This window comes from Devosia psychrophila (assembly GCF_000971275.1).
GTDB lineage: Bacteria > Pseudomonadota > Alphaproteobacteria > Rhizobiales > Devosiaceae > Devosia > Devosia psychrophila.
The window spans coordinates 85,477-106,027 of the sequence record NZ_LAPV01000129.1 but is presented as its reverse complement, the minus strand read 5'-3'; the positions used below and the strand labels follow the sequence as shown (position 1 = coordinate 106,027).

Genomic DNA, 20,551 nt, shown 5'->3' with positions numbered 1-20,551 from the left:
GGTTGCCCGCCCAACCGTCCAAATCAATAACTAGCGGCTGAGATGGCCTGCGAGATGGCTCATGTCGTAGCCGGCCTCTGCCGCCTGCGAAATGATCTCGCTTGCATCCATGTCTCCTGCCTGGCTCAGCGCCCATAAGGTTGTCGAGCGCGCCCCCGAACGGCAGAAGCAGAAGACCGGACCGGCGCTCCCCTCGAGCACCGATTTGGTCTTTTCGACCATGTCGGGAGAAACCCCTTCACGGCCCAGTGGAATGGCATAGTAATCAAGCCCGGCTGCTTTGGCCGCGACTTCGATTTCGGCGCTCGCTGGCTGGTCAGGCGATTCGTCATCGGGGCGATTGTTGATGATGGCGGTAAAGCCGGCCTCTTTGAGCGCGGCAATGTCCTCAGGCTGAATTTGCCCCGAAACGCTGACGTGTTCGTTGATCCGCTTCAAATCCAAGTCACTACTCCCGCTGCCACAAACTGGCTTCCCAGGGACTCTTATATCCGTCCGGTCACGCCGGACGCAACTGCGACTGACGAATAGCTGTCACCAGTCTGTCATGCAGCAGCGATCGCTTCCATCTTGCGCAATGGCTCTGGCCGCCCAAGCAGAAAGCCCTGGAAGCCGGTGCAGCCGGCCAGCTTCAAGTGCCGGAATTGTTCCTGCGTTTCGACACCCTCGGCGATCACATCCACTGGCAGCGAACGCGCGATATCGCAGATCGCCGTCACGATCATGCCGTCGATCCGACTTTCGCCCAGATTCATCACATAGCTGCGGTCGATCTTGATGATGTCGAAGGCAAAGCCGCGCAGATATTGCAGGCTCGCATGCCCGGCGCCGAAATCGTCGATCGCAATGCGCACACCGAGGGCCCGCAGGGCATCGAGATTATCCAGCTCAGCAGCCCGCGCGTTGAGCGGCACCGTCTCGGTGATCTCGACGATGATCCTCCGCGGATCGACATGTAGTTCCACAAGTGTCGCCGCAAAGCGCTTGGCAAAATCGACATGCCGCAACTGCATGGGCGAGACGTTGATCGCCACCGGCTTGCCGCCAAGATCGCACAGATCGGCGCAGGCCCGGCGCAGCACCCATTCGCCCAGCTTGTCGATCAGATCGCTTTCCTCGGCGATCGGCACGAAGTGGGCTGGCGAGATCATGCCGCGCACCTGATGGCGCCAGCGCACCAGCGCTTCATAGGACCGGATTTGCAGGTCGCTGCCGAACACCGGCTGATAATGCAGTTCCAGCTCGTTCATCATCAACGCGGCGCGCAGGTCTCGCTCAACGAAGCGTCGATGCCGCTCGTCGCCCAGCATGTCGGCATCAAAGCACACCACCGCGTGGCGGCCATTTTTCTTGCCGGTATAGAGCGCCAGGTCGGCCTTCGAGATCAGGTCCGTCGCATCCACCGTATCCAGCGGCGATATCGCCACCCCGATCGAGGCGGAAAGTCGCACCGAACGTCCCAGGATATTGACCGGCCGATCCAACTGCCGCAGCAATTCTTCCCCAAGTCGGCGCAAGGCGGGCTTGTTGTCATGCCCGAGGATGATCACGCCAAACTCGTCGCCACCCAGCCGGCCCAGAATGCCGCCGGGAATCACCGTCTCGATGGTGCGTGCCAGATGCACCAGCGCCGCGTCGCCTGCCGCATGGCCTGCGCTGTCGTTGAGTACCTTGAGGTTGTCCATGTCGAGCTGCAGGTAGCCCACCGGTCGCTCTGCACCATGGAACACCTCGTCGGACAGCGCTTCGAGGAAATAGGCCCGGTTATAAACGCCAGTCAGCGCGTCGCGGTCCGATTTGTCCCGCGCCTGCCGGGCTTCCTTGGAAATTACCTTCAGTCGCTGCGACAACCAGCGGTGGCCATAGGCCAGAATTGCCAACAGCAGGAAACCCACGATAAGGGCCGCCGCCGGCATGGCCGCCAGCGCTTCCGCGCCCAACATGTTGAAAAACGCCAGCAATCTGAAGGTGACGGTTAAAAGCACCAGCACCACCAGCGCAGTCGCTATGCGGCGGTAGCCATCGAGGATCGACGCAAAGTTTGGATCGCGGCGCATGCTTCGCTCAGGTCAGTGACTATGCTTACACTCTAGCGCTCAAAATTCTGAACGTGGCGTAAACGTCATGCGAAACTTCATATTAAACAATCGCTTAGGAGAGGTTTGATCGAGGCCCGGCTATCCATCCGATATGACAGGCACGTGACACCGGCTCTGGCTTTTCGCTGAAGGGTTAATCATCTGTTGCGGTTCAGCCGGCGCCTGCACCGACCCACGCTCGCCATACAGTTTCTTGACCCGCTACGAACCGCTCCGCCACGCCCTCGGCCGTGGCGCCCGGCTCGCTGAGCTTGGCGAGCAAGCCATTCATCACCTCCAGCGGCATGCTGCTGCGCTGGAAGTAAGCTGCGATGGCGGGAATGTCGGTGAACACCCATTCGGCAAGGGCCACGACCACAGTCTCGCTGGCAAAGGCGCTTGGCTTGGGACTGGCACACACCACTTGCGCAAGACACCGCGCCGCCTCTTGGTCATAGGCGCCCATATCGAGCGGCACGAAGTTGAGCTGCGCCAGCACCGCATTGGGCTGCCAGTAATACAACAGCACCGCCTGCCGCAGGTTCACAGCTTCGGCTATCAGCGTGTCCATCTCGAAGCGATTGGCCGGCTCGACCAGCTCGACTAGGTCGGTCAGCCCCAAAGCCGTGATAAGGTTGCGGTTGATCACCGCACAGGCCCAGTCCACAGGGCAGGAAATGAACCGCAGCTTTTCCTTGGCAGCGACAGCCGACAGTCCGTCCGCTAAATTGCTGGCTACCCTTAGTTCCGGGTGCTCGGCCGCCAGATAGTCCGGCATGAACCAGCCTTCGAACTGGCTCTCGACATAGCTCGACGCTGCCGGTCGCAGCATCTGCGCCTCGATCCCCGCGTTCCACACATCGGCAATCCGGGTGACCCACATTTCCGGCGCCACGGCAGGCTGGCCAGTCGACCCCATCGACGAGCCAGTCGCGGCCAGGTCGCCCGGCGTAATGCTAACGTCGCAGCCAAACTCCTGGCGCAACAGCCGAACATGGATTTCAGCCAGCAGTTCGGCCGACGGCCAAGCCATTTTGGCTACAGTCACTGGCTGCGTGCCGCAGATCGGTGGCGGTGGCGCAGTCTCCTGTCTTTGCGCGGTCTCTCCGTCCTGGGTCTGATCCAGCACGGTGAACTGGGCGACAGCCGGCCCGACCGAAAGAGCCACGGCCATCATCGCCGCCAAGCGCCAAAGTCTTGCCGTCATGGCCCGTTTCTCCTCATCAACCGCACCCAATCTATGCAAAACACCCCGGCGTTAAGCAACAGCAGCGGAGGCCTGATTTCCATATCAATTCCCGGTGACTCCGGCCTGACAAATGTGCAACAGTCCCGTCCAGCGAGGCGCGGGTTGCGCCTCCATATCGTGTCGTATCGTACGAAAGACTGGCTCGGGCAAGGGCCTCTCGACGGTGCGACCCAGCAGAGGGACATACATGCTCAATCTCAAGAACACCTTGGCTCTGGCCGTTGCCGTTTCGACGCTCGTCGTCGCAGCGCCCGCCATCGCTCAGGATACCGGCGCTACCATCGGCTTCATCGGCGGCTTCACCGGTCCGATCGAATCCCTGACCCCGCCAATCTTTGCCGGCGCCGAGCTGGTCGTGAAGCAGGTCAACGAGCAGGGCGGCATTCTGGGCGGCGAGCTCAAGCTCATCTCCGCTGACGGCGCCTGCGACGCGACGGCTGCTGCTGCCGCTGCCGACAAGGTCATCAACTCCGACAACGTCACGGCCGTGGTCGGCGCACTCTGCACCGGCGAAACCATCGGCGCTTTCAACGGCTCGGGCCTGTCGGGCAATGTTGTGTTCATCTCCCCAGCTTCGTCAGCCCCGACCCTGACCACACTCGAAGACAATGACCTCGTCTACCGCACCACCCCGTCCGACGCGCTCCAGGGCGTCAAGCTGGCTGACCTGCTGCTCTCCAAGGGCCTCAAGGACATCGCCATCACCTATGTAAACAACGACTATGGCAAAGGCTTCGCCGACGCACTGTCGGCTGCCTACACTGCTGGCGGCGGCACCATTGCTGCCAATGTCGCTCATGAAGAAGGCAAGGCCGACTACCGCGCCGAGCTGGGCAACCTGACCGCTTCGCAGAACCTCGTCGTGCTGGCCTATGCCAATGCTTCGGGCAATACCATCCTGCGCCAGGCCGTCGAAAGCGGCAACTTCACCACCTACGTTGGCGGTGATGGCATGGTTGGCGACGATCTGCTTTCCGGCATCGACGCTGCTGCCGTGGAAGGCCTGATCGCCACCCGCGCCGGCGCTCCTGAAGGCGCTGCAACCACCACATACACCGATCTGGCTACGGCTGCTGGTCTTGAAGCCACTGCCACCTACGCCCCTCAGGCGTATGACGCCGCCTTCCTGCTGGCTCTGGCCATCGAGAAAAACGGTTCGGCCTCGCGTGACGGCCTCTCGGCTGCCCTGCGTGACGTTTCTTCCGCTCCCGGCGAGAAGATCCTGCCCGGCGAATGGACCAAGGCTGTCGAGCTGATCAAGGCTGGCACCGACATCGACTATGAAGGCGCCGGTGGTGCTCTCGACTTCGACGCAGCCGGCGACGTTGACGGCATCATCGTCGAACTCGCCGTCGAAGGCGGCAAGTTCGTCGAAAAGGGCCTGATCAAGTAACGCTTGTCAGCTCCGGATAATATGAAGGCCCGGGAGCAATCCCGGGCCTTTTTCATTCGAGGACGCCATGCCCGATGCCGCCACGCTCAAATTCTATGCCGACAACGCCGCTGACTACGTCCTGCATGCGCAAAAGCCATCGCGGCAGCTCCAAGCATTTCTGGCACATCTGCCGCCGGGCGGCACTGTGCTTGAACTGGGCACCGGCAACGGTCGCGATGCAGCGGCGATGCTGGCCGCAGGCTTTGAAGTCACCCCCTCCGACGCCTCGCCGGAACTCGCCGCCGAAGCACAAGCGCGCCTTGGACTTCCCGTCCGCATCATGGCCTTCCACGAACTCGACGACGTCGCGCTTTTTGACGGCGTCTGGGCCTGCGCGGCGCTGCTCCATGCCCCGCGCGACGAGCTGACCGACGACCTCGAACATATCTTCCGCGCCTTGCGTCCTGGCGGGCACCTGATGGCCAGCTTCAAGGCCGGTGACAGCGAAGGTCGTGATGCTCTGGGGCGTTATTACAACTACCCCGACGCCGATGAACTACGGGCACATGTGAATGACGCGGCTGCATGGGCGACAGTCGAAATCACGCAGCACGAAGGCTCCGGCTACGACAACCAGCCAACGCGCTGGCTTTGGCTTCACGCTCAAAAACCTGCCGTACCTTGACAGCAGACCATCGTTCTCCTAATTAGAGACCATTGGTTTCTAATTAGGAGATGCGCCATGAGCTTCACCGAACGCGACATTCCCGATCTTTCCGGCAAAACTGCCATTGTCACCGGCGCAACCGGCGGCCTGGGCTTTGAAACGGCCCGCATGCTGGCCGAGCACGGCGCCCGTGTCATCTTGGCCGGCCGCAATGCCGACAAGGGTGCAAGCGCCCTCAACCGCATTCGCGCCAAGGCCTCCGCCGCCAACATCGAATTCGAACTGGTCGATCTGGGCAGCCTCGCCTCCATTGCCGCTTTCGGCAGCCGAATGCGCGCTGCTGGCACTCCTATCGACATCCTGGTCAACAATGCCGGCGTCATGACTCCGCCGACGCGTAAGACCACTAGCGATGGTTTCGAGCTGCAGTTCGGCACCAATCACCTCGGCCACTTTGCGCTGACCGGTGAACTGCTGCCCCTGCTCACCGCCGCCAGAGCGCCGCGCGTGGTGACCATTTCATCGGGCGCCGCGCACATCGGCAAGATCGACTTCGACAACCTGCAGTCTGAGCAGGCCTATCGCCCAATGCGCTCGTATGGCGCTTCCAAGCTGTCCAACCTGCTTTTTGCCCGCGAGTTGCAGCGCCGCAGCGACCTGCAGGGCTGGAACCTGCTCTCGGCGACCGCCCATCCCGGCTTCGCCCAAACCGACCTGATCGCCAATGGCCCCGGCACCATGACGGGCTTTGCTGGCATCGGCAGCGCGCTGCTTGAAAATTTCGCCTCACACGACGCCACCGGCGGCGCCATCCCCACCGTGTTGGTGGCGACAGCGCCCTACGTGCAAAAGCTGGACTATTATGGTCCCAGCAAGATGATGGAGATGAGGGGGCCGCCCAAGCCCGCCCGCTTCCCGCGCCGCGCCAAGGACGACGATGTGGCCCGCCGCCTGTGGGAGGTTTCCGAGAAACTAACCGGCGTCACCTATGCCGCCCAGAAGGCGCTGGCTTGACACGCAGGGGCGCCTCGGACACCTGTTGCCGCATGACGTTCCTGCGTGCCCGCCAGCCCGAGCAAATCAATCTCCGCCGCGAACAACTGCTCGCGGCGGCGGCTGAGCTGTTCGATGCCGAAGGCCCAACCGGCGCCGGTCTCAACGCCATTGCTGCCAAGGCCGGCTTCACCAAATCCAACGTCTATCGCTATTTCGAAAGCCGCGAAGACGTGCTGCTGGCATTGTTCCGCGACGAGTTCGTCGGGCTGGTGGATAGCCTCGAGGCCGCAATAACCGCACAACCAACGGGGGACGTCTCGGCGCTGTCCGAGGCAATTACCGCGGGGTTCCTGGCGCGCCCCCGCTGCTGCCAGTTGATTGCCATCCTCTCCAGCACACTGGAGCAGAATGTGTCGGAAGCCAAGATCTGTGAATTGAAGGCCCATCTGAGCGCGCAGAACGAGCACATCGTCGCCGCCCTGCTGGTCCGGCTGCCCGGCACGACACCTGCCGATTGCGGCTGGGCCATCGCCATGACCGGGTCACTGATCGCCGGGCTGTGGCCCAGCGTACATTCGTCGCCCGCCGCTCAGGCAGTGCTGGCCCGCCCCGAATTTGCCCACCTGCGCATCGACCCCGCCCGCGATCTCGCGCGGACGGTCAAAGCATTGCTGGCGAGTATCGCGTAACCCGTCTAGGCGTCGCGCCGCACCACTTCGGGCAGCAGTCCCTTGGGCGCGTATCGAAGCGCTATGGTGATCACGAGGCCCAGCACGAACACTCGCATCTGCGCCGATCTTGACTCGATCTCGGGAATGGCGCCCCAGCCGAAATTGGTCGACCAGTTGCTGGCGAAGTCGAAGATCACCCGGGCCAGCGGTTCGCTGACCACCCAGACCAGCCAGATCAGCACGGCGCCGAACACGGCGCCCCAATTGTTGCCAGCGCCGCCGACGATGATCATCACCCAGATCAGGAAGGTGTGGTTGATCGGCTGGTAGCTCGACGGATCGAAAATCTGCGTGAAGCTGACCAGCATGGCGCCGCCAATGCCCATCAGCACCGAGCCGAAGACGAAGATTTCCAGCTGCCGCGCGGTGACGTTCTTGCCCATCGAGGCCGCCGCGATGTGATTGTCCCGGATCGAGCGCATCATGCGGCCCCATGGTCCGGCATAGGCGCGCGAAATCAGCCACAGGGCAATGCCAAGCACCAGGAGCGCCAGTAGCAGGAAACCACCGCGCGCCAGCAGCAGCGACGAAAACTGGTCGGAGCCGCTCGCCTGATAGGCCTGCGGCAGTGGCGTCGGCCACGGGATTGGCGACACCGTCAGCGTACCGCGGGTCAGCCAGTCCATGTTCTTGATCAACGCACGGATGATTTCTGAGATGCCGATCGTCGCAATAGCCAGATAGTCGGTGCGCAGGCCGAGCGCGATCTTGCCGACGATGAAGGCGACGCCTGCCGCCAGCACACCGCCGAACAGCCAGCCCAGTACCGGATGCCCCCCGAGACCACCGACAAATCCCGCATTAGCCTCGATATAGGCCGCCGCCGGGTCGATCTGGCTGCGATAGACGCAGTATCCCACGAACCAGGCGAGCACGGTGACAAAGGTCTTCCAGCCACCGCGAATGCCGATTTTGTCGCTGTTGCGCGCGCCATAAACCAGCAGCGCACCCGCCCCAAAAGCGATCAGCGCCCGCCCCAGCATCCAGGGACCATCCGAGCCCCAGAACTGCGGATTGACCGGATAGGAAATGAATGTCACGGCAAAGCCGCCCAGCATCAGGAAGCCCATGATGCCGAAGTTGAACAACCCGCCGTAGCCCCACTGAATATTCAGCCCCAGCGCGATTAGCGCATAGGCCGTCGCTTCGACGAGGCGCGACGAGGTGAACGGCAGGCCCATGGCCCAGCCCATCACGAGGATCAGCACGAACAGGCCGGCAAACAGCGTCAAAGAGCGTCGGATCATGACGAAGCTCCCTTGAAGATACCAGTAGGCCGAACCAGCAGCACCACCACGAGGATGACGAAAGCCACGGTGAGCTTGTATTCGGTCGGAACCAGCGACAGCGTCGCCGGCAACTGTGCAAATTCCGGCAGCACCGCATTGAGCGGCCGCAGCACCATGGTCCAGTTGAACACCGCCAGCGATTCCGCGAAGCCGATCAGCAGCCCACCGGCGATGGCGCCATAGGCCTGACCCAGGCCACCGACGATGGCCGCGGCAAAAATGGGAATGATGATATTGAACGCCAAGTCTGGCTTCAGCGTCACGTCCAGCGCCAGCATGGTGCCCGCCATGCATGCCAGTGCGCCGGCAACGATCCAGGTCACCCGCACCACCAGTGCCGTGTTGATGCCCGAGACCTGCGCCAGGTCTGGATTGTCAGCCATGGCACGCATCGCCTTGCCCAGCCGCGACCGCGTCAGGAAGAAGTGCAGCGCCAGCACCGACACCACTGTCACGATGATCATCAGTAGTTGTGGCTCGGTGATTACCAGCGGCCGCGTCGAGCCAAGGAAGGCCAGGTCGATGCGGAAAATGTCCTTGGTCTCATTCTCGAAGAACGAATAGCTGCCGGCGCCGAAGAACAGCCGGATCAGCCCCTGCACCATCAGCGTCACGCCGATCGAGGCGATCAGCAGGATAACCGGCTTGGCGCCACGCTTGCGCAGTGGCGCGTAAAAGCCCTTGTCGATACCCAGCGCAAAGATCGCCGACATCACCATGGCGAGTGGCAGCACCACGAAGCCCAGCGGAATCGGCGTCACGATGCCCCAGCTGGCAAAAAGTGCGGCCAACATGAAGGCAAAGAACGCGCCCGAAGTCATCAGCTCGGAATGGGCGAAATGCGCAAAGCGCAGGATGCCGAAAATCAGCGTGATGCCGACCGCGCCGAGCGCATAAATGCACCCCAGCACCGCGCCGGAAATGACCACCTGGTTGATGAAAAATACGAGTTCGGTCACGGCTCAGCCCCCGAGGAAACTTTTGGCGACTTCGGGATCGGCGATGAGCTCGGCGCCCGTGCCGGTGAAGCGGTTTTGGCCCTGTGCAAGCACAAAGCCCTTGGAGGCAAACGCTAGCGCCTGGCGTGCGTTCTGCTCGACCATGAGCACACCGACGCCCTCCTGGTTAACACGCACGATGGTCTCGAAAATCTCGATCACATAGCGCGGCGACAGGCCGGCTGAGGGCTCGTCCAGCATCAGCAGCTTTGGCTTGCTCATCAGCGCGCGGCCCATAGCGACCATCTGGCGCTGGCCGCCGGAAAGCTCACCTGTCGGCTGCCGGCGCTTCTCGGCCAGCACGGGAAACATTTCATAGACCCATTGCATGGTCTCGGAAAAATCATCGCGCCGCGTGAAGGCACCCATTTCCAGGTTTTCCTCGACGGTCATCGAGGTGAAGACGTTCTTTTCCTGCGGTACGAAGCTGAGGCCCTTGGGTACCAGCTTGTCGGGCAGCGAATTGGCTATGCTTTCGCCAAGAAATTCCACCGTGCCGCCGGTCACCTTGAGCAGGCCGAAAATGGCCTTCAGCGTCGTCGACTTGCCGGCGCCATTCGGCCCGACGATGACGCCGATATCGCTTTGGTCAATGGCCATATTGACGCCATTGAGGATCGGTGCGCCGCCATAACCGGCAACGACGTGTTTCAGTTCAAGCAACGCCATTATTGGGTCTCCCCAAAAAGTGGAAGCCGGTTTTTGGACAAGGAGACCCGCATCTAAGCCACCTCGACCGGGGTGCCGAAATAGGCTTCGACGATTTGAGGATTGGCCCGGATTTCTTCCATCGAGCCTTCGGCGATCTTTTCCCCCTGCGCCATCACAATAACCGGATCGCACAGCCGGCCGATCAGGTCCATGTCATGCTCGATGACGAAGAACGTGTAGCCCAGCTCGGTGTTCATCCGCTCGATATTGGAGGCCAGGTCGTTGAGCAGCGTCTTGTTGACGCCCGCCGCCACCTCGTCGAGCAGCACCACCTTGGCATCGACCATCATAGTGCGGCCGAGTTCGAGCAGCTTCTTCTGGCCGCCCGAAAGATTGCCGGCCAGCTCGTTGCGCACATGGCCGAGCTTCAGGAAGTCGATGACGTCCAGCGCCTTCTTGCGCACCTCGGTCTCGCGCGATTTCGCCAGCCCGGGCCGAAACCAGGCATTGCCGAGATCTTCGCCCGGCTGGTCGCCCGGCACCATCATCAGGTTTTCCAGCGCCGTCATGTTGGAGAATTCATGCGCGATCTGGAAGGTCCGCAGCATGCCTGTGCGGAACAGTTGATGCGGCTTGAAGCCGGTCACGTCCTTGCCGTCGAAAATAACCGCACCCTCGTCGGGCACGATATTGCCGGCCACGATGTTGAACAGCGTGGACTTGCCCGCGCCATTCGGTCCGATCAACCCCGTGACGGAGCCGCGTCGCACCGAGAGCGAGCAATTGTTGACGGCGGTAAGACCGCCAAAGCGTTTGCTGACGTTGCGAACGTCGATAACCAAGTCAGAGGAGACCAAAGCTGTCCCGTTTCCTAATGCCATTTATGCCCGGTTCATTATCCGGGCTATTTTGAGGCATCTGCTCATAAGGTGACGCAAGGGTCAACTCTTCGACCCGGCGCCCCTCGGCGCAAATTGCTCCGGTGGAGCAATTTTAGGGGAGAAGGCCATGAGAGCTGCGCTCGAATGGCAACCGGCGCTGAGAATGGCACGGTCAAAGGTAGGCAAGCACCGCGTCAGCTGTGGATTTGTTGTTGGCAAAGAGCACGTCATAAAGCGTCGCCAGCCGGGTCAGCGCCTTGACGTCCACATCATGCGGCTGCGCCGAAAGCGGATCGATGAAGAAGATCAGCACGTCGAGCTTTCCCTCGGCGATCATCGCGCCCAGCTGCTGGTCGCCGCCCAGCGGACCGCTCTTGAGCCGCGTCACTTCCATGCCGGTCGCAGCCATGACCCGGCTGCCGGTGGTTCCAGTACCCCAGAGTTCATGCTGGCCCAGCTTGTGCTTGTGGTGCTCGGCCCAGATGCACAGCTCGTCCTTCTTGTCGTCGTGAGCCACCAGCCCGATGCGCGCCATGCTACCCTCCCCGTTCTCCATGGCTTTCAAGCATGGTCAGGCAAACAGGGCAATCGCCTCGCCCAACAGCATGCCGATCCGATCAAGCGGAATATCGTCGCCCGGCTGCACCCGCAGGTAGCGCCCCCGCTTGAGACCTTCGCCCTGCAACAGCCCTTCGCCATGCACCAGCCGCAGCCCATGCTCGAAATATAGCAAGGCCCGGTCCTGCTGTGGAAACACCGAGCAGACATGGCCGGCGCTGGCATGGCGGAAATTGACCGACTTCCAGCCGGTCATCCCCTTGCCGCTAATGCCCGGATGCGCTGCGACCAGGGCCACCAGCCGCGCCGTGAGCTCCCGCACCGGCGGGGGAAACGGCGCGATCAGCTCCGCGAAGGTTTTAGAATAAACTGGATCGACGACTGAAATGAGCATGATGGTGGCCCCGCTTTTACGCAGCGCCACCATCTCCGGTTCTGCTGACAGGAGGAGTCAGGAGAACCCGCATGCTCCGGACAGCGAGGGGAGGAACCTCTTGCCCGAACCGGTCAGGGGAAGCCATCCGCCCTAGAACTCTGCCCAGTCCTGCGCCACCGCGGCGCTGCTAACCGCCCGCAGTGCCGGCCGCCTTGGCTTTGGCGGCACGGCCCGTCGCTTGGCAACCGATACTGCAACCGCCGCCTCGATCTTGAAGATGTCGACGATATGATCGAGCTCGCTCGCCTGCGCCTCGGTCTGCTCGATGGCCGCATTGGTTTGCTCCACCAGCGCCCCATTGTGCTGGGTCATCTCGTCCATCAATCGCACCGCGACCGATACCTCTTCGAGCGACGACGAGGATTCCCTGTTGGCCTGCGCAATCGCCTCAATCAGCGTCGAACTCTCCTGCGCACCGGCCAAAATATCCTGCAGCCTGCTGGCCACCTGCCCGACCAGCCGCGAGCCCGCCGTGACCTCATTGGCACTGGCTTCAATCAGCACCTTGACCTCGCTCGAGGCCTGCGCCGCCGACTGCGCCAGCCGCAGCACTTCCACTGCCACCACGGCAAAGCCCTTGCCGGCGTCTCCCGCCCGCGCCGCTTCCACCGAGGCGTTGAGCGCCAACAGGTTGGTCTGGAACCCGATATCGTCGATCAGCCCGATAATATTGGAAATCTTGGCCGAGCTGGTCTGGATGGCTGACATCGCTTCATTGGCCTCTGACATCGCTTCATTGGCCTCTGCCATCACCATGCCGCCCTGCATGGCACTCTGCGCCACGCTGTTTGCCTTGCCGCTGGCCGTCGCCGCGCGCTGCGCATTCTCGACCACGGTCGTCGCCAACTGCTCGACCGAAGCCGACGTCTGCTCGATGGTCGCCGCCTGCCTTGTGGTGCGATCGGCCAGGTCATTGGCACCGGCAAGGATTTCTCCCGTCGCCGTCTTGAGCGAGCGCGACGTCTGCCGCAACTGGCCGATAATGCCGTTCAGCCGATCCGCCACCGCATTGGTATCCCGCTTGATCTGGTCGAATTCCGGCTCAAACTCCGCAGTGATCCGGCTGGTGAGATTGCCGTCTGCCATTTCCTTGAGCACGTCGCCGGTCAGCGTCACCGCACGGGTAATCTTCTCCTTGGCCACCTCATCGGCCGCCTTGGGATCGGATGTCAGCTTGTCGAACTAGGCCGAAACGCCAATATCGATGTCGAGCAAGGTCGATTTGATCAGGCTGCCGAGCGCCAGCGCCATCTCGTCAGCCGCCGCCAGGACATCTTCTGGGGAAGCTGCCTTCTTGCCCAGATGCTTGTCGACATGGCCCTTCAGCCGCGCCTGCCGCTGCCGTGCAGTGTCGTCGAGGCCGATGAAATCGAGGCGCGATTGCAGATCGGCGGAATTCGGCGGGGACATAAGGACGCCCACGGCTACAGGCGGAAAGGGTGTTGACCACTCTCCCGATAGCCGGGCCGCGACATGGATCAAACTACGCGCACCGAGACCGAAGCATGGTGAACGCGCAGTTAATTCACCGCCGCTTTAGGCCCGCTTCAAATAAGCGCCTGCCATCGACCGCAACCCGTCGATCATGCCGCGTTCACCCGTCGCCCGATCCGTCGCCATCGCCTCGAACGAGCCGAGCGTGAACACGCCAATCACCCGGTCGAGTTCACTGGCTTGTGCCTCGGTCTGCTCGATGGCGGCATTGGTCTGTTCGACCAGCGCCGCATTGTGCTGGGTCATCTCATCCATCTGGCGCACCGCGACAGTCACCTCGTCGATCGAGGCCGCCTGCTCGCGGCTGGCCCGGGCAATGCCATCCAGCATGCTGGCATTGCCCCGGATTGCCGTCTGCACGCCAGCGATACGCTCGGCGGCGTCGGCCACCAGCCGCGTGCCGCCCTGTACTTCATTGGCGCTCTGCTCGACCAGCGCCTTCACATCGGCCGAAGCCGAAGCCGCCGATTGCGCCAGGCGCCGGACTTCGACAGCAACGACGGCAAAGCCCTTGCCGGCATCGCCAGCCCGCGCGGCTTCCACCGAGGCGTTCAGCGCCAGCAGGTTGGTCTGGAAGGCGATATCGTCGATCAGCCCGATGATGTTGGAAATCTTGGACGACGACGCGGTGATCCGGTCCATCGCAGCCGTCGCCTCGACCATCACCGCGCCACTGGCCTCAGCCTCGGTTGATACCGCACGCGCCTTCTGGCTGGCCTGCTCGGCATGACCGGCATTTTCGACGACGGTGCGGCTGAGCTGCTCGATGGCCGCGCTGGTCTGCTCGATCGTCGCCGCCTGTCGCGTCGTGCGTTCGCTGAGATCGTTGGCGCCGGAGAGAATTTCGCTGGTTGCGGTCTTCAACGCACCCGAGGTGCCGCGCAACTGCGTCACGATCTGCCCGAGCTGCTCGGCCACGCTATTGGTATTGGCTTTGAGCTGGGCAAAGGCACCCTTGTAGTCACCCTGCATGCGCTGGCTGAGATCGGCCCGCGCCAGTGCCGCCAGCACGCTGCCGGTCTCGGTCAACCCGCGATCGACCGATTCCACCAGGTCGTTGACGTTCTGCGCCAGATGGCGCAATTCGGGATCGTGGAGGTTGGTCCCGACCCGGCCCGTGAAGTCGCCTTCGATAGCGGCCCCAACCACACTGCCGATGTCCCTCTGCAACCCCTCGATCACGCTGACCTGGCTGGCGCGCTCGGCACTCATGTCGAGCTCGGCGGCGCGCAGATCACGCATCTTCAGCCCATTGCTGCGGAACACTTCCACGGCTTCAGCCATGTACCCCAGCTCATCCGAGCGCTCTAGGCCCGGCACAGTCAGGTCGAGCCGGTCGCCGGCAATTTCGGCCATAGCATCGGTCAGCCGCGAAATTGGCCGCGTAATGGTCCGCGCGATCAGCACGCTGACCACTGCCGCCAAAGCCAGCAAGATGGCGCCGATGATCAGCAAAGTATTGCGTAGGCCGGCTGAAGGCGCGGAGATATCAGCTTCGCTTTCGAGGGCAACCACGGCCCAGTCGACACCGCCAAACGACAGCGGTTCACTAGCGGCGACGTAGTCCTCGCCGTCGTGATGAGACAGGCGATCAAGCCCGGCAGTGCCGGCCAGCGCCGCCGTCACGGCCTCGCCCTGCAGCGACAGGTTCAGCACGTCATTGTCGGAGGTTTTGGGGGAGTCATTGCGAACGAGGCCATCCTGGCCCACCAGATAGGTTTCGCCGCTGTCGCCCAGCCCCTGGGTCCGGTCGAGCACTTCCCCGATTAGTGCCGTCGGCATCTGGAAGGCCAGCACGCCGATCACGAGGCCTTGGTCATAAACTGGTGCGGCAATGAAACTAGCCGGAGCGCCGGCGCTCGGGCCATAGGCGGCAAAGTCGGACAGAAACAGCTCCCCCTCTTTCGCCGCCATGGCCGAACGCACCACCTTGCCGAGGTCGGTATCGGCCCACGGCCCGCCGCCTTGGGCAAAATTGGTTGCGAAATCGGCTTCCTTGAACACCGTGTAGACATTGTTGAAATCGGCATCGAACAGGAAGATGTCGTAATAGCCGCGCTTCATCAACAGGTCCCGGAAGTCCGCGTGCAATGTCCGGTGGTGCAGGTCATACGCCGGCAACTTGTCGGACGTATCGAGCAACAAGCGCTCGCCGGCCGGATTCGGATTTTGCGTGATATAGGCGTCCTGCATCAGCTCAGTCGGATCGCCCTGCTCCTTCATCGAGCGCATTGCGACCGACAAGACGCCGATTGCGCTGGCGATTTCAGAGCGCCCGGCAAATAGCGTCAGGTCTTCGGCGACCTCGCCGAGATAGGCATTCAACGTTGAGGTGGCATTGGCCGCCGCTGCGGTCAGCCGCTGTTCGGCCTGTCGGGTAACGATGCTGCTGCTGGCGAAATAGGCTGCAAGCGCCAGGCTCGCCCCAGTGACCAGCGCAATTGCGACCACCATGGCTGGCAGTTTGAAGGCAAGTTTGAGCTGGCTGGTCATGCTCGGCTTTCGGAGTTGAGGCACTACAGCCTTTTGACAAGGCATGCCCGCAGCCCCTGTTCCGCGGTCATGTGCGCAGCCAGCATAGAAAGCATATGGTTAATGAACCGCTTCCGACGCTCTAGAGGAAGTAACAGCGGCCCACCGAAGCGGGCCCCCGAACGTAATTTCAGCTTAGAACTCGTTCCAGTCGGTCGAAACCGCGGCATTGCCGTGGCTGAGATAGGCCTGCGCCGCGCGTTTCACGGCCGGCTTGGGCGCCGAAGCGACATGGCTGGCGCGGGATGGGGCGACAACGCGCTGGCTGCCGGTATTGAACACGGTCACGATGTCGTCCAGCGCGCCGGCCTGAGCCTCGGTCTGTTCGATGGAGGCATTCATTTCCTCGACCAGAGCCGCGTTATGCTGGGTCATCTCGTCCATCTGTCGGACCGCGATATTGACCTCTTCGATAGCCGAGGCCTGCTCCTGGCTTTCGCGGGCAATGCCGTCCATCAACTGGTTATTGGCACGAGCGGCGTCGAGCATGGCGGCAAGGCGTGCCGCCGCATCCGACACCAGACGCGAGCCAAGGCCCACTTCGCCAGCCGACTGCTCGATCAGGACCTTGACGTCTGCCGATGCCGACGCCGCCGACTGCGCCAGGCGCCGCACTTCCACGGCCACCACGGCAAAGCCCTTGCCGGCATCGCCAGCCCGCGCCGCTTCCACCGAAGCGTTCAGTGCCAGCAGATTGGTCTGGAATGCGATATCGTCGATCATGCCAATGATATTGGAAATCTTGCCCGAGCTCATTTCGATCGCGGCCATCGCAGCATTGGCCTTTTCCATCACCTGGCCACCTTCTTCGGCGGTGCGGGTAACTTGGGCCGCATTGACGCTGGCATCCTTGGCGCGCTGCGAGTTCTGCAGCACGGTAGTCGCCAGTTGTTCCATGGTCGCCGATGTCTCTTCGATCGTCGCGGCCTGCTTGGTCGTGCGTTCGCTCAGGTCATTGGCTCCAGCCAGAATTTCGCCGGTTGCGAGCCGCAACGAACGCGACGTGTCGCGCAACTGCGTCACCACTTCGCTCAGTTTGTTACCCACCGCATTGGTATTGGCCTGGAGGCCGGCGAAGGCACCGTGATACTCGCCCTCCATGCGCTTGGTCAGGTCGGTGTTCGCCAGCGCGGTCAGTACCCGGCCGGTTTCATCGAGACCACGATCCACGGTAGCCACGAGGCTATTGACGCTCTGCGCCAAGCCGTTGAGTTCGGCATCAGGGAATTCGGTCTCCACCCGGCGGGTAAAGTCACCGGCAATCGCCGCATCCACCACCTGCCCGAACGCACCCTGCAATTCACTCATCATCTGCTGGCGAGCGGCCTGATCGGCGATGATGCGAGCGGCTTCCGCCTCGGTCATCTGGCTGACCTTGAGCCCGTTCTCGCGGAAAACTTCCACCGAGCGTGCCATGTCGCCGATTTCGTCGCGACGCGCCATGCCCTGCGGCACCACGTCGAAGTCATTGGCCGCGATGCGGTCCATGTCATTGTTCAGCTTGGCAATCGGCTTGCTGATCGAGCGTGCGATAAGCACGCCGACGAGCAGCAGCAGCAGCGTCACGCCGAAAGCAATCGCGCCGCTGATCATGGCAGCCTTTGCAAAGATCGCGTCCACCTGCGTGGTCAAGACACCCGAAGCGATAGTCCAGCCCCATGGCTCGAAGGCCTGCGCATAGCTGATCTTGTCGAAGTCGCCACCATCCGGCGTCTTGAACAGATATTGGACGAAAGTCGATCCATTCGCCCTGGCATTGGTGACCATTTCCTTGATGTAGAATTTGCCGCGGCCGTCCGCCTCGACCCCACGGTCGCTGCCCTGTTTTTCCGGCTTGGTCGGATGCATCAGATTGATCATGTCATAGGTGTCGATGAACACATATTCGCCGCCTTGGTAGCGGAGGCCCCGCAGCGATTCCAGCGACAGCGACTTTGCGTGTTCCTCGGTGAACTCGCCTGCCTGAGAGCGCTCATAGTAGTTCTGCACGATGCTGGTCGCGGCCTGCACCACGCTCTGCAGTTCCGTACGCTTGAAGCTGTCGAGGTTCTCGCGCAGAGTATACAGCTGAAAGGCCAGCACGCTGGCAAAGCCGATGGCGAAGATGACGATCAATGCATAGAGGCGCCGGGCTATGCTGCCGGTGAAAAGGTTAGTCACGGCAGAGCTCCAAACGACGCTTCGAGTTGATCTGACAAAGATGGCACGCGCGCAACAGACGTTGCGGCAGGCAAGGACTGCCCCGCTCCGCGGCCATGAATAGCCAGAAGAATGGATTGATGGACGACACGACACCCCCGAACGACCCCGATTCCCGGCGTGGCCAACGTATTTACTGATGCGTCCGAGATGGACATTGTCCGATGTTGGTTAATCTGCGGTAAAATACTAAACTGCTGACTACAAATAAAAAAGGGCGCCGCCCGGCGCCCTTTTACTTCTAGTATTTACCTGCGAATGCCTGAATTCAAACCAGTCGGCCGCGAGCAAGCGGCCTATTGGCCGCTAAAATTCATTCCAGTCTACTGCCACGGCGGCATTGCCATGGGTCCGACTGGCGGTCGCCGAGGCCAACCTTTGCTGCAAGCCGCGTGCGGTCGCCGGGCGCACGGGCGCCCGTTCGAAGCGGGCCGGCGCCTCCTGCTGATTGATGCGGAACACTTCGACGATGCGGTCAAGCTCGCTGGCCTGTGCTTCGGTCTGCTCGATGGCCGCGTTGGTCTGTTCCACCAGCGCCGCATTATGCTGGGTCATTTCGTCCATGGTGCGCACGGCAATGGTGACTTCATCGATCGCCGACGACTGTTCGCGGCTGTCATTGGCGATGGATTCGAGCAGGCCGTTATTGCCGCGCGCCGCCTCCAGCATCACCTTGAGCTTGCCGGCGGCGTCGCCAACCAGCTTGGAGCCGGTCTTGACCTCGACGGCCGACTGCTCGATCAGCACCTTCACTTCACTTGATGCCTGCGCCGCCGATTGAGCCAGGCGCCGCACTTCGACGGCAACCACGGCAAAGCCCTTGCCTGCATCGCCAGCACGCGCCGCTTCGACCGAAGCGTTCAGTGCCAGGAGGTTAGTCTGGAAGGCGATGTCGTCGATCATGCCGATGATGTTGGATATCTTGGCGGATGACTGTGTGATCCGCTCCATCGCCGCCGTTGCAGCATCCATCACCTGCCCGCCCTCTTCTGCAGTTCGGGTCACCTGCATGGCGCCAACGCTGGCATCCTTGGCGCGCTGGGCGTTCTGCAGCACGGTCGAAGCCAGTTGTTCCATGGCCGCCGATGTCTCTTCGATGGTCGCGGCTTGCTTGGTGGTGCGCTCGGAAAGATCGTTGGCGCCCGACAAGATTTCCCCGGTCGCGGTCTTCAGCGAGCCCGAAGTATGGCGCAACTGGCCGATCACTTCGGTCAGCTTATCAGCAACCGCATTGATGTCGGATTTGAGCGTCGCGAAAGCCCCTTCATAGTCGCCTTCCATGCGCTGCGTCAGGTCGGTGTCGGCCATTGCGCCCAGCACCTGGCCGATTTCGGTCACGCCGCGGTTAAACGTCGAGACCAGGTTGTTGATGCCGGCCGCCAGGGCATTCAGCTCGGGGTCGGGGAATTCTACCATCACCTGCTTGGTGAAGTCGCCAGCCACCGCCGCATCGACCACTTCGCCGAATGCCGACTGCAACTCGCTCATCATCTTCTGGCGATCTTCCTGATCGCCGATGATGCGCGCCGCCTCCGCCTCGGTCATCTGGCTGACACGCAGCCCGTTCTGGCGGAACACTTCCACGGCGCGCGCCATGCCGCCCACTTCATTGCCGAGGCTGGTATAGGGCACTTCGGTATCGAAATTGCCCTCGGAAATCGTCTCCATCGAATGAGCAAGCTTTGGGATCGGCTTGGTAATAAGCCGCGACAGAAACAGGCCCACGAGGCCCAGCGCCACAACCACGGCACCACCCACCACCAGGATCAGTCCGACCACGCCATTAGCTGCGGCCTCGATGTCGGCCATGGGCGTGCCGACGAAAATGGCGCCCATGACTTCGCCGCTCATCTTCTCGATCGGCTGGAACGCCCCGAAATAGTCGACGCCATTGATCGGCAGCGATCCCATATAGGCTTCGCCCTCCATCAGCGACTCAAACACCGGGCTGCTGGCATCGATCGCCAGGTCCGCTACTCGGGTCCCGTCTGCCGCGGCGATACTGGTGGTCTTGCCCACCAGCGTCTGGGTGGCATTGTCCAGCACATAGATCGTCGCATCCTGCTTGGTAACCCGGGTCACCGAGTCGATTATTTCGGTATCGTAGAAGGGCGGCACCGCCCAGCTCTGGAAGGCATCCATAGTGCCCTCGGGAGTCCAGTTCAGTACCGAACCGGAAATGCGGCGTTCGAGGATCGTCGCCGCAACTGCCAGGTTGGTTCCCTGCTGCACTGTGCTGTCCGCCATCGAGCGGGCATGCAGGTTCATGTAGATCGCGCCGGACACGGCGGCGATGGACCCGATAATGGAAACCAGGACCAGCGCGGCAATCGACGTGGTCATTCTGATATTGCCGAAGACGGCGGCGAGCTTGTGCATGAATTGTTCCCCCAGAAGTCCGGGCGCACTGACTCAGC

The 20,551-nt window shown here is 62.0% G+C and carries 18 protein-coding genes; 4 read left to right on the top strand and 14 right to left on the bottom strand.

The genetic code is table 11. The features are described 5' to 3' along the window. Nucleotides 1–30 precede the first annotated feature (30 nt). From WH91_RS12705 to WH91_RS12695, 3 genes are all read right to left on the bottom strand, one after another. Nucleotides 31–444: a protein tyrosine phosphatase family protein gene (locus WH91_RS12705; RefSeq protein ID WP_046171376.1), complete on the bottom strand. Its 414-nt coding sequence runs from the start codon at nt 442–444 to the stop codon at nt 31–33. A 101-nt stretch (nt 445–545) separates the two neighbouring features. Further along, a complete protein-coding gene (locus WH91_RS12700; protein ID WP_046171375.1) occupies nt 546–2,057 on the bottom strand; it encodes a putative bifunctional diguanylate cyclase/phosphodiesterase in 1,512 nt (503 codons plus the stop codon). A gap of 193 nt (nt 2,058–2,250) precedes the next feature. Beyond that, nucleotides 2,251–3,285, bottom strand: coding sequence for a glycine betaine ABC transporter substrate-binding protein (locus WH91_RS12695; protein WP_046171374.1), 1,035 nt, complete (start codon nt 3,283–3,285; stop codon nt 2,251–2,253). A gap of 229 nt (nt 3,286–3,514) precedes the next feature. Between WH91_RS12695 and WH91_RS12690 the strand changes: the two genes are divergently transcribed. The 4 genes from WH91_RS12690 (at nt 3,515) to WH91_RS12675 (ending at nt 7,054) form a co-directional block, all read left to right on the top strand. Further along, nucleotides 3,515–4,720: an ABC transporter substrate-binding protein gene (locus WH91_RS12690; RefSeq protein ID WP_046171373.1), complete on the top strand. Its 1,206-nt coding sequence runs from the start codon at nt 3,515–3,517 to the stop codon at nt 4,718–4,720. A 67-nt stretch (nt 4,721–4,787) separates the two neighbouring features. Next, the gene (locus WH91_RS12685) at nt 4,788–5,387 is read left to right on the top strand and encodes a class I SAM-dependent methyltransferase (protein ID WP_046171372.1); all 600 of its coding nucleotides are present in this window, start codon (nt 4,788–4,790) and stop codon (nt 5,385–5,387) included. A 57-nt stretch (nt 5,388–5,444) separates the two neighbouring features. Beyond that, nucleotides 5,445–6,383, top strand: coding sequence for an SDR family oxidoreductase (locus WH91_RS12680; protein ID WP_046171371.1), 939 nt, complete (start codon nt 5,445–5,447; stop codon nt 6,381–6,383). 32 nt (nt 6,384–6,415) lie between these two features. Further along, nucleotides 6,416–7,054, top strand: a complete 639-nt coding sequence (locus tag WH91_RS12675) for a TetR family transcriptional regulator (protein ID WP_046171370.1) — start codon at nt 6,416–6,418, stop codon at nt 7,052–7,054. A 5-nt stretch (nt 7,055–7,059) separates the two neighbouring features. Here the strand turns inward: WH91_RS12675 and WH91_RS12670 are convergent, their stop codons facing one another. The 11 genes from WH91_RS12670 to WH91_RS12620 all read right to left on the bottom strand — a co-directional run bounded on the left by WH91_RS12670 (nt 7,060) and on the right by WH91_RS12620 (nt 20,513). Further along, nucleotides 7,060–8,343 (bottom strand): branched-chain amino acid ABC transporter permease, encoded by a 1,284-nt coding sequence (locus tag WH91_RS12670; protein WP_046171369.1) that lies wholly within the window; start codon nt 8,341–8,343, stop codon nt 7,060–7,062. Further along, nucleotides 8,340–9,344 carry a branched-chain amino acid ABC transporter permease gene (locus tag WH91_RS12665; RefSeq protein ID WP_046171368.1) on the bottom strand — a complete coding sequence of 335 codons (1,005 nt, stop codon included), beginning with the start codon at nt 9,342–9,344 and terminating at the stop codon, nt 8,340–8,342. The genes WH91_RS12670 and WH91_RS12665 overlap by 4 nt, the downstream gene beginning before the upstream one ends. Nucleotides 9,345–9,347: 3 nt before the next feature. Then, nucleotides 9,348–10,052: an ABC transporter ATP-binding protein gene (locus tag WH91_RS12660; protein ID WP_046171367.1), complete on the bottom strand. Its 705-nt coding sequence runs from the start codon at nt 10,050–10,052 to the stop codon at nt 9,348–9,350. 53 nt (nt 10,053–10,105) lie between these two features. Continuing rightward, nucleotides 10,106–10,915, bottom strand: coding sequence for an ABC transporter ATP-binding protein (locus tag WH91_RS12655; protein ID WP_046171366.1), 810 nt, complete (start codon nt 10,913–10,915; stop codon nt 10,106–10,108). 172 nt (nt 10,916–11,087) lie between these two features. After that, a complete protein-coding gene (locus tag WH91_RS12650; RefSeq protein WP_052952816.1) occupies nt 11,088–11,450 on the bottom strand; it encodes a methylglyoxal synthase in 363 nt (120 codons plus the stop codon). Nucleotides 11,451–11,486: 36 nt separating this feature from the next. Then, nucleotides 11,487–11,867: a DUF1801 domain-containing protein gene (locus WH91_RS12645; protein ID WP_143078082.1), complete on the bottom strand. Its 381-nt coding sequence runs from the start codon at nt 11,865–11,867 to the stop codon at nt 11,487–11,489. 132 nt (nt 11,868–11,999) lie between these two features. After that, a complete protein-coding gene (locus WH91_RS12640) occupies nt 12,000–13,052 on the bottom strand; it encodes a methyl-accepting chemotaxis protein (protein ID WP_052952815.1) in 1,053 nt (350 codons plus the stop codon). Nucleotides 13,053–13,091: 39 nt separating this feature from the next. After that, a complete protein-coding gene (locus WH91_RS12635; RefSeq protein WP_074797406.1) occupies nt 13,092–13,319 on the bottom strand; it encodes a hypothetical protein in 228 nt (75 codons plus the stop codon). Nucleotides 13,320–13,445: 126 nt separating this feature from the next. Then, complete coding sequence (locus WH91_RS25415) at nt 13,446–15,896, bottom strand: methyl-accepting chemotaxis protein (protein WP_052952814.1); 2,451 nt, start codon at nt 15,894–15,896, stop codon at nt 13,446–13,448. A 174-nt stretch (nt 15,897–16,070) separates the two neighbouring features. Beyond that, nucleotides 16,071–18,095: a methyl-accepting chemotaxis protein gene (locus WH91_RS12625; RefSeq protein ID WP_052952813.1), complete on the bottom strand. Its 2,025-nt coding sequence runs from the start codon at nt 18,093–18,095 to the stop codon at nt 16,071–16,073. 345 nt (nt 18,096–18,440) lie between these two features. Then, nucleotides 18,441–20,513, bottom strand: coding sequence for a methyl-accepting chemotaxis protein (locus tag WH91_RS12620; RefSeq protein ID WP_052952812.1), 2,073 nt, complete (start codon nt 20,511–20,513; stop codon nt 18,441–18,443). Between the last annotated feature and the right edge of the window lie 38 nt (nt 20,514–20,551).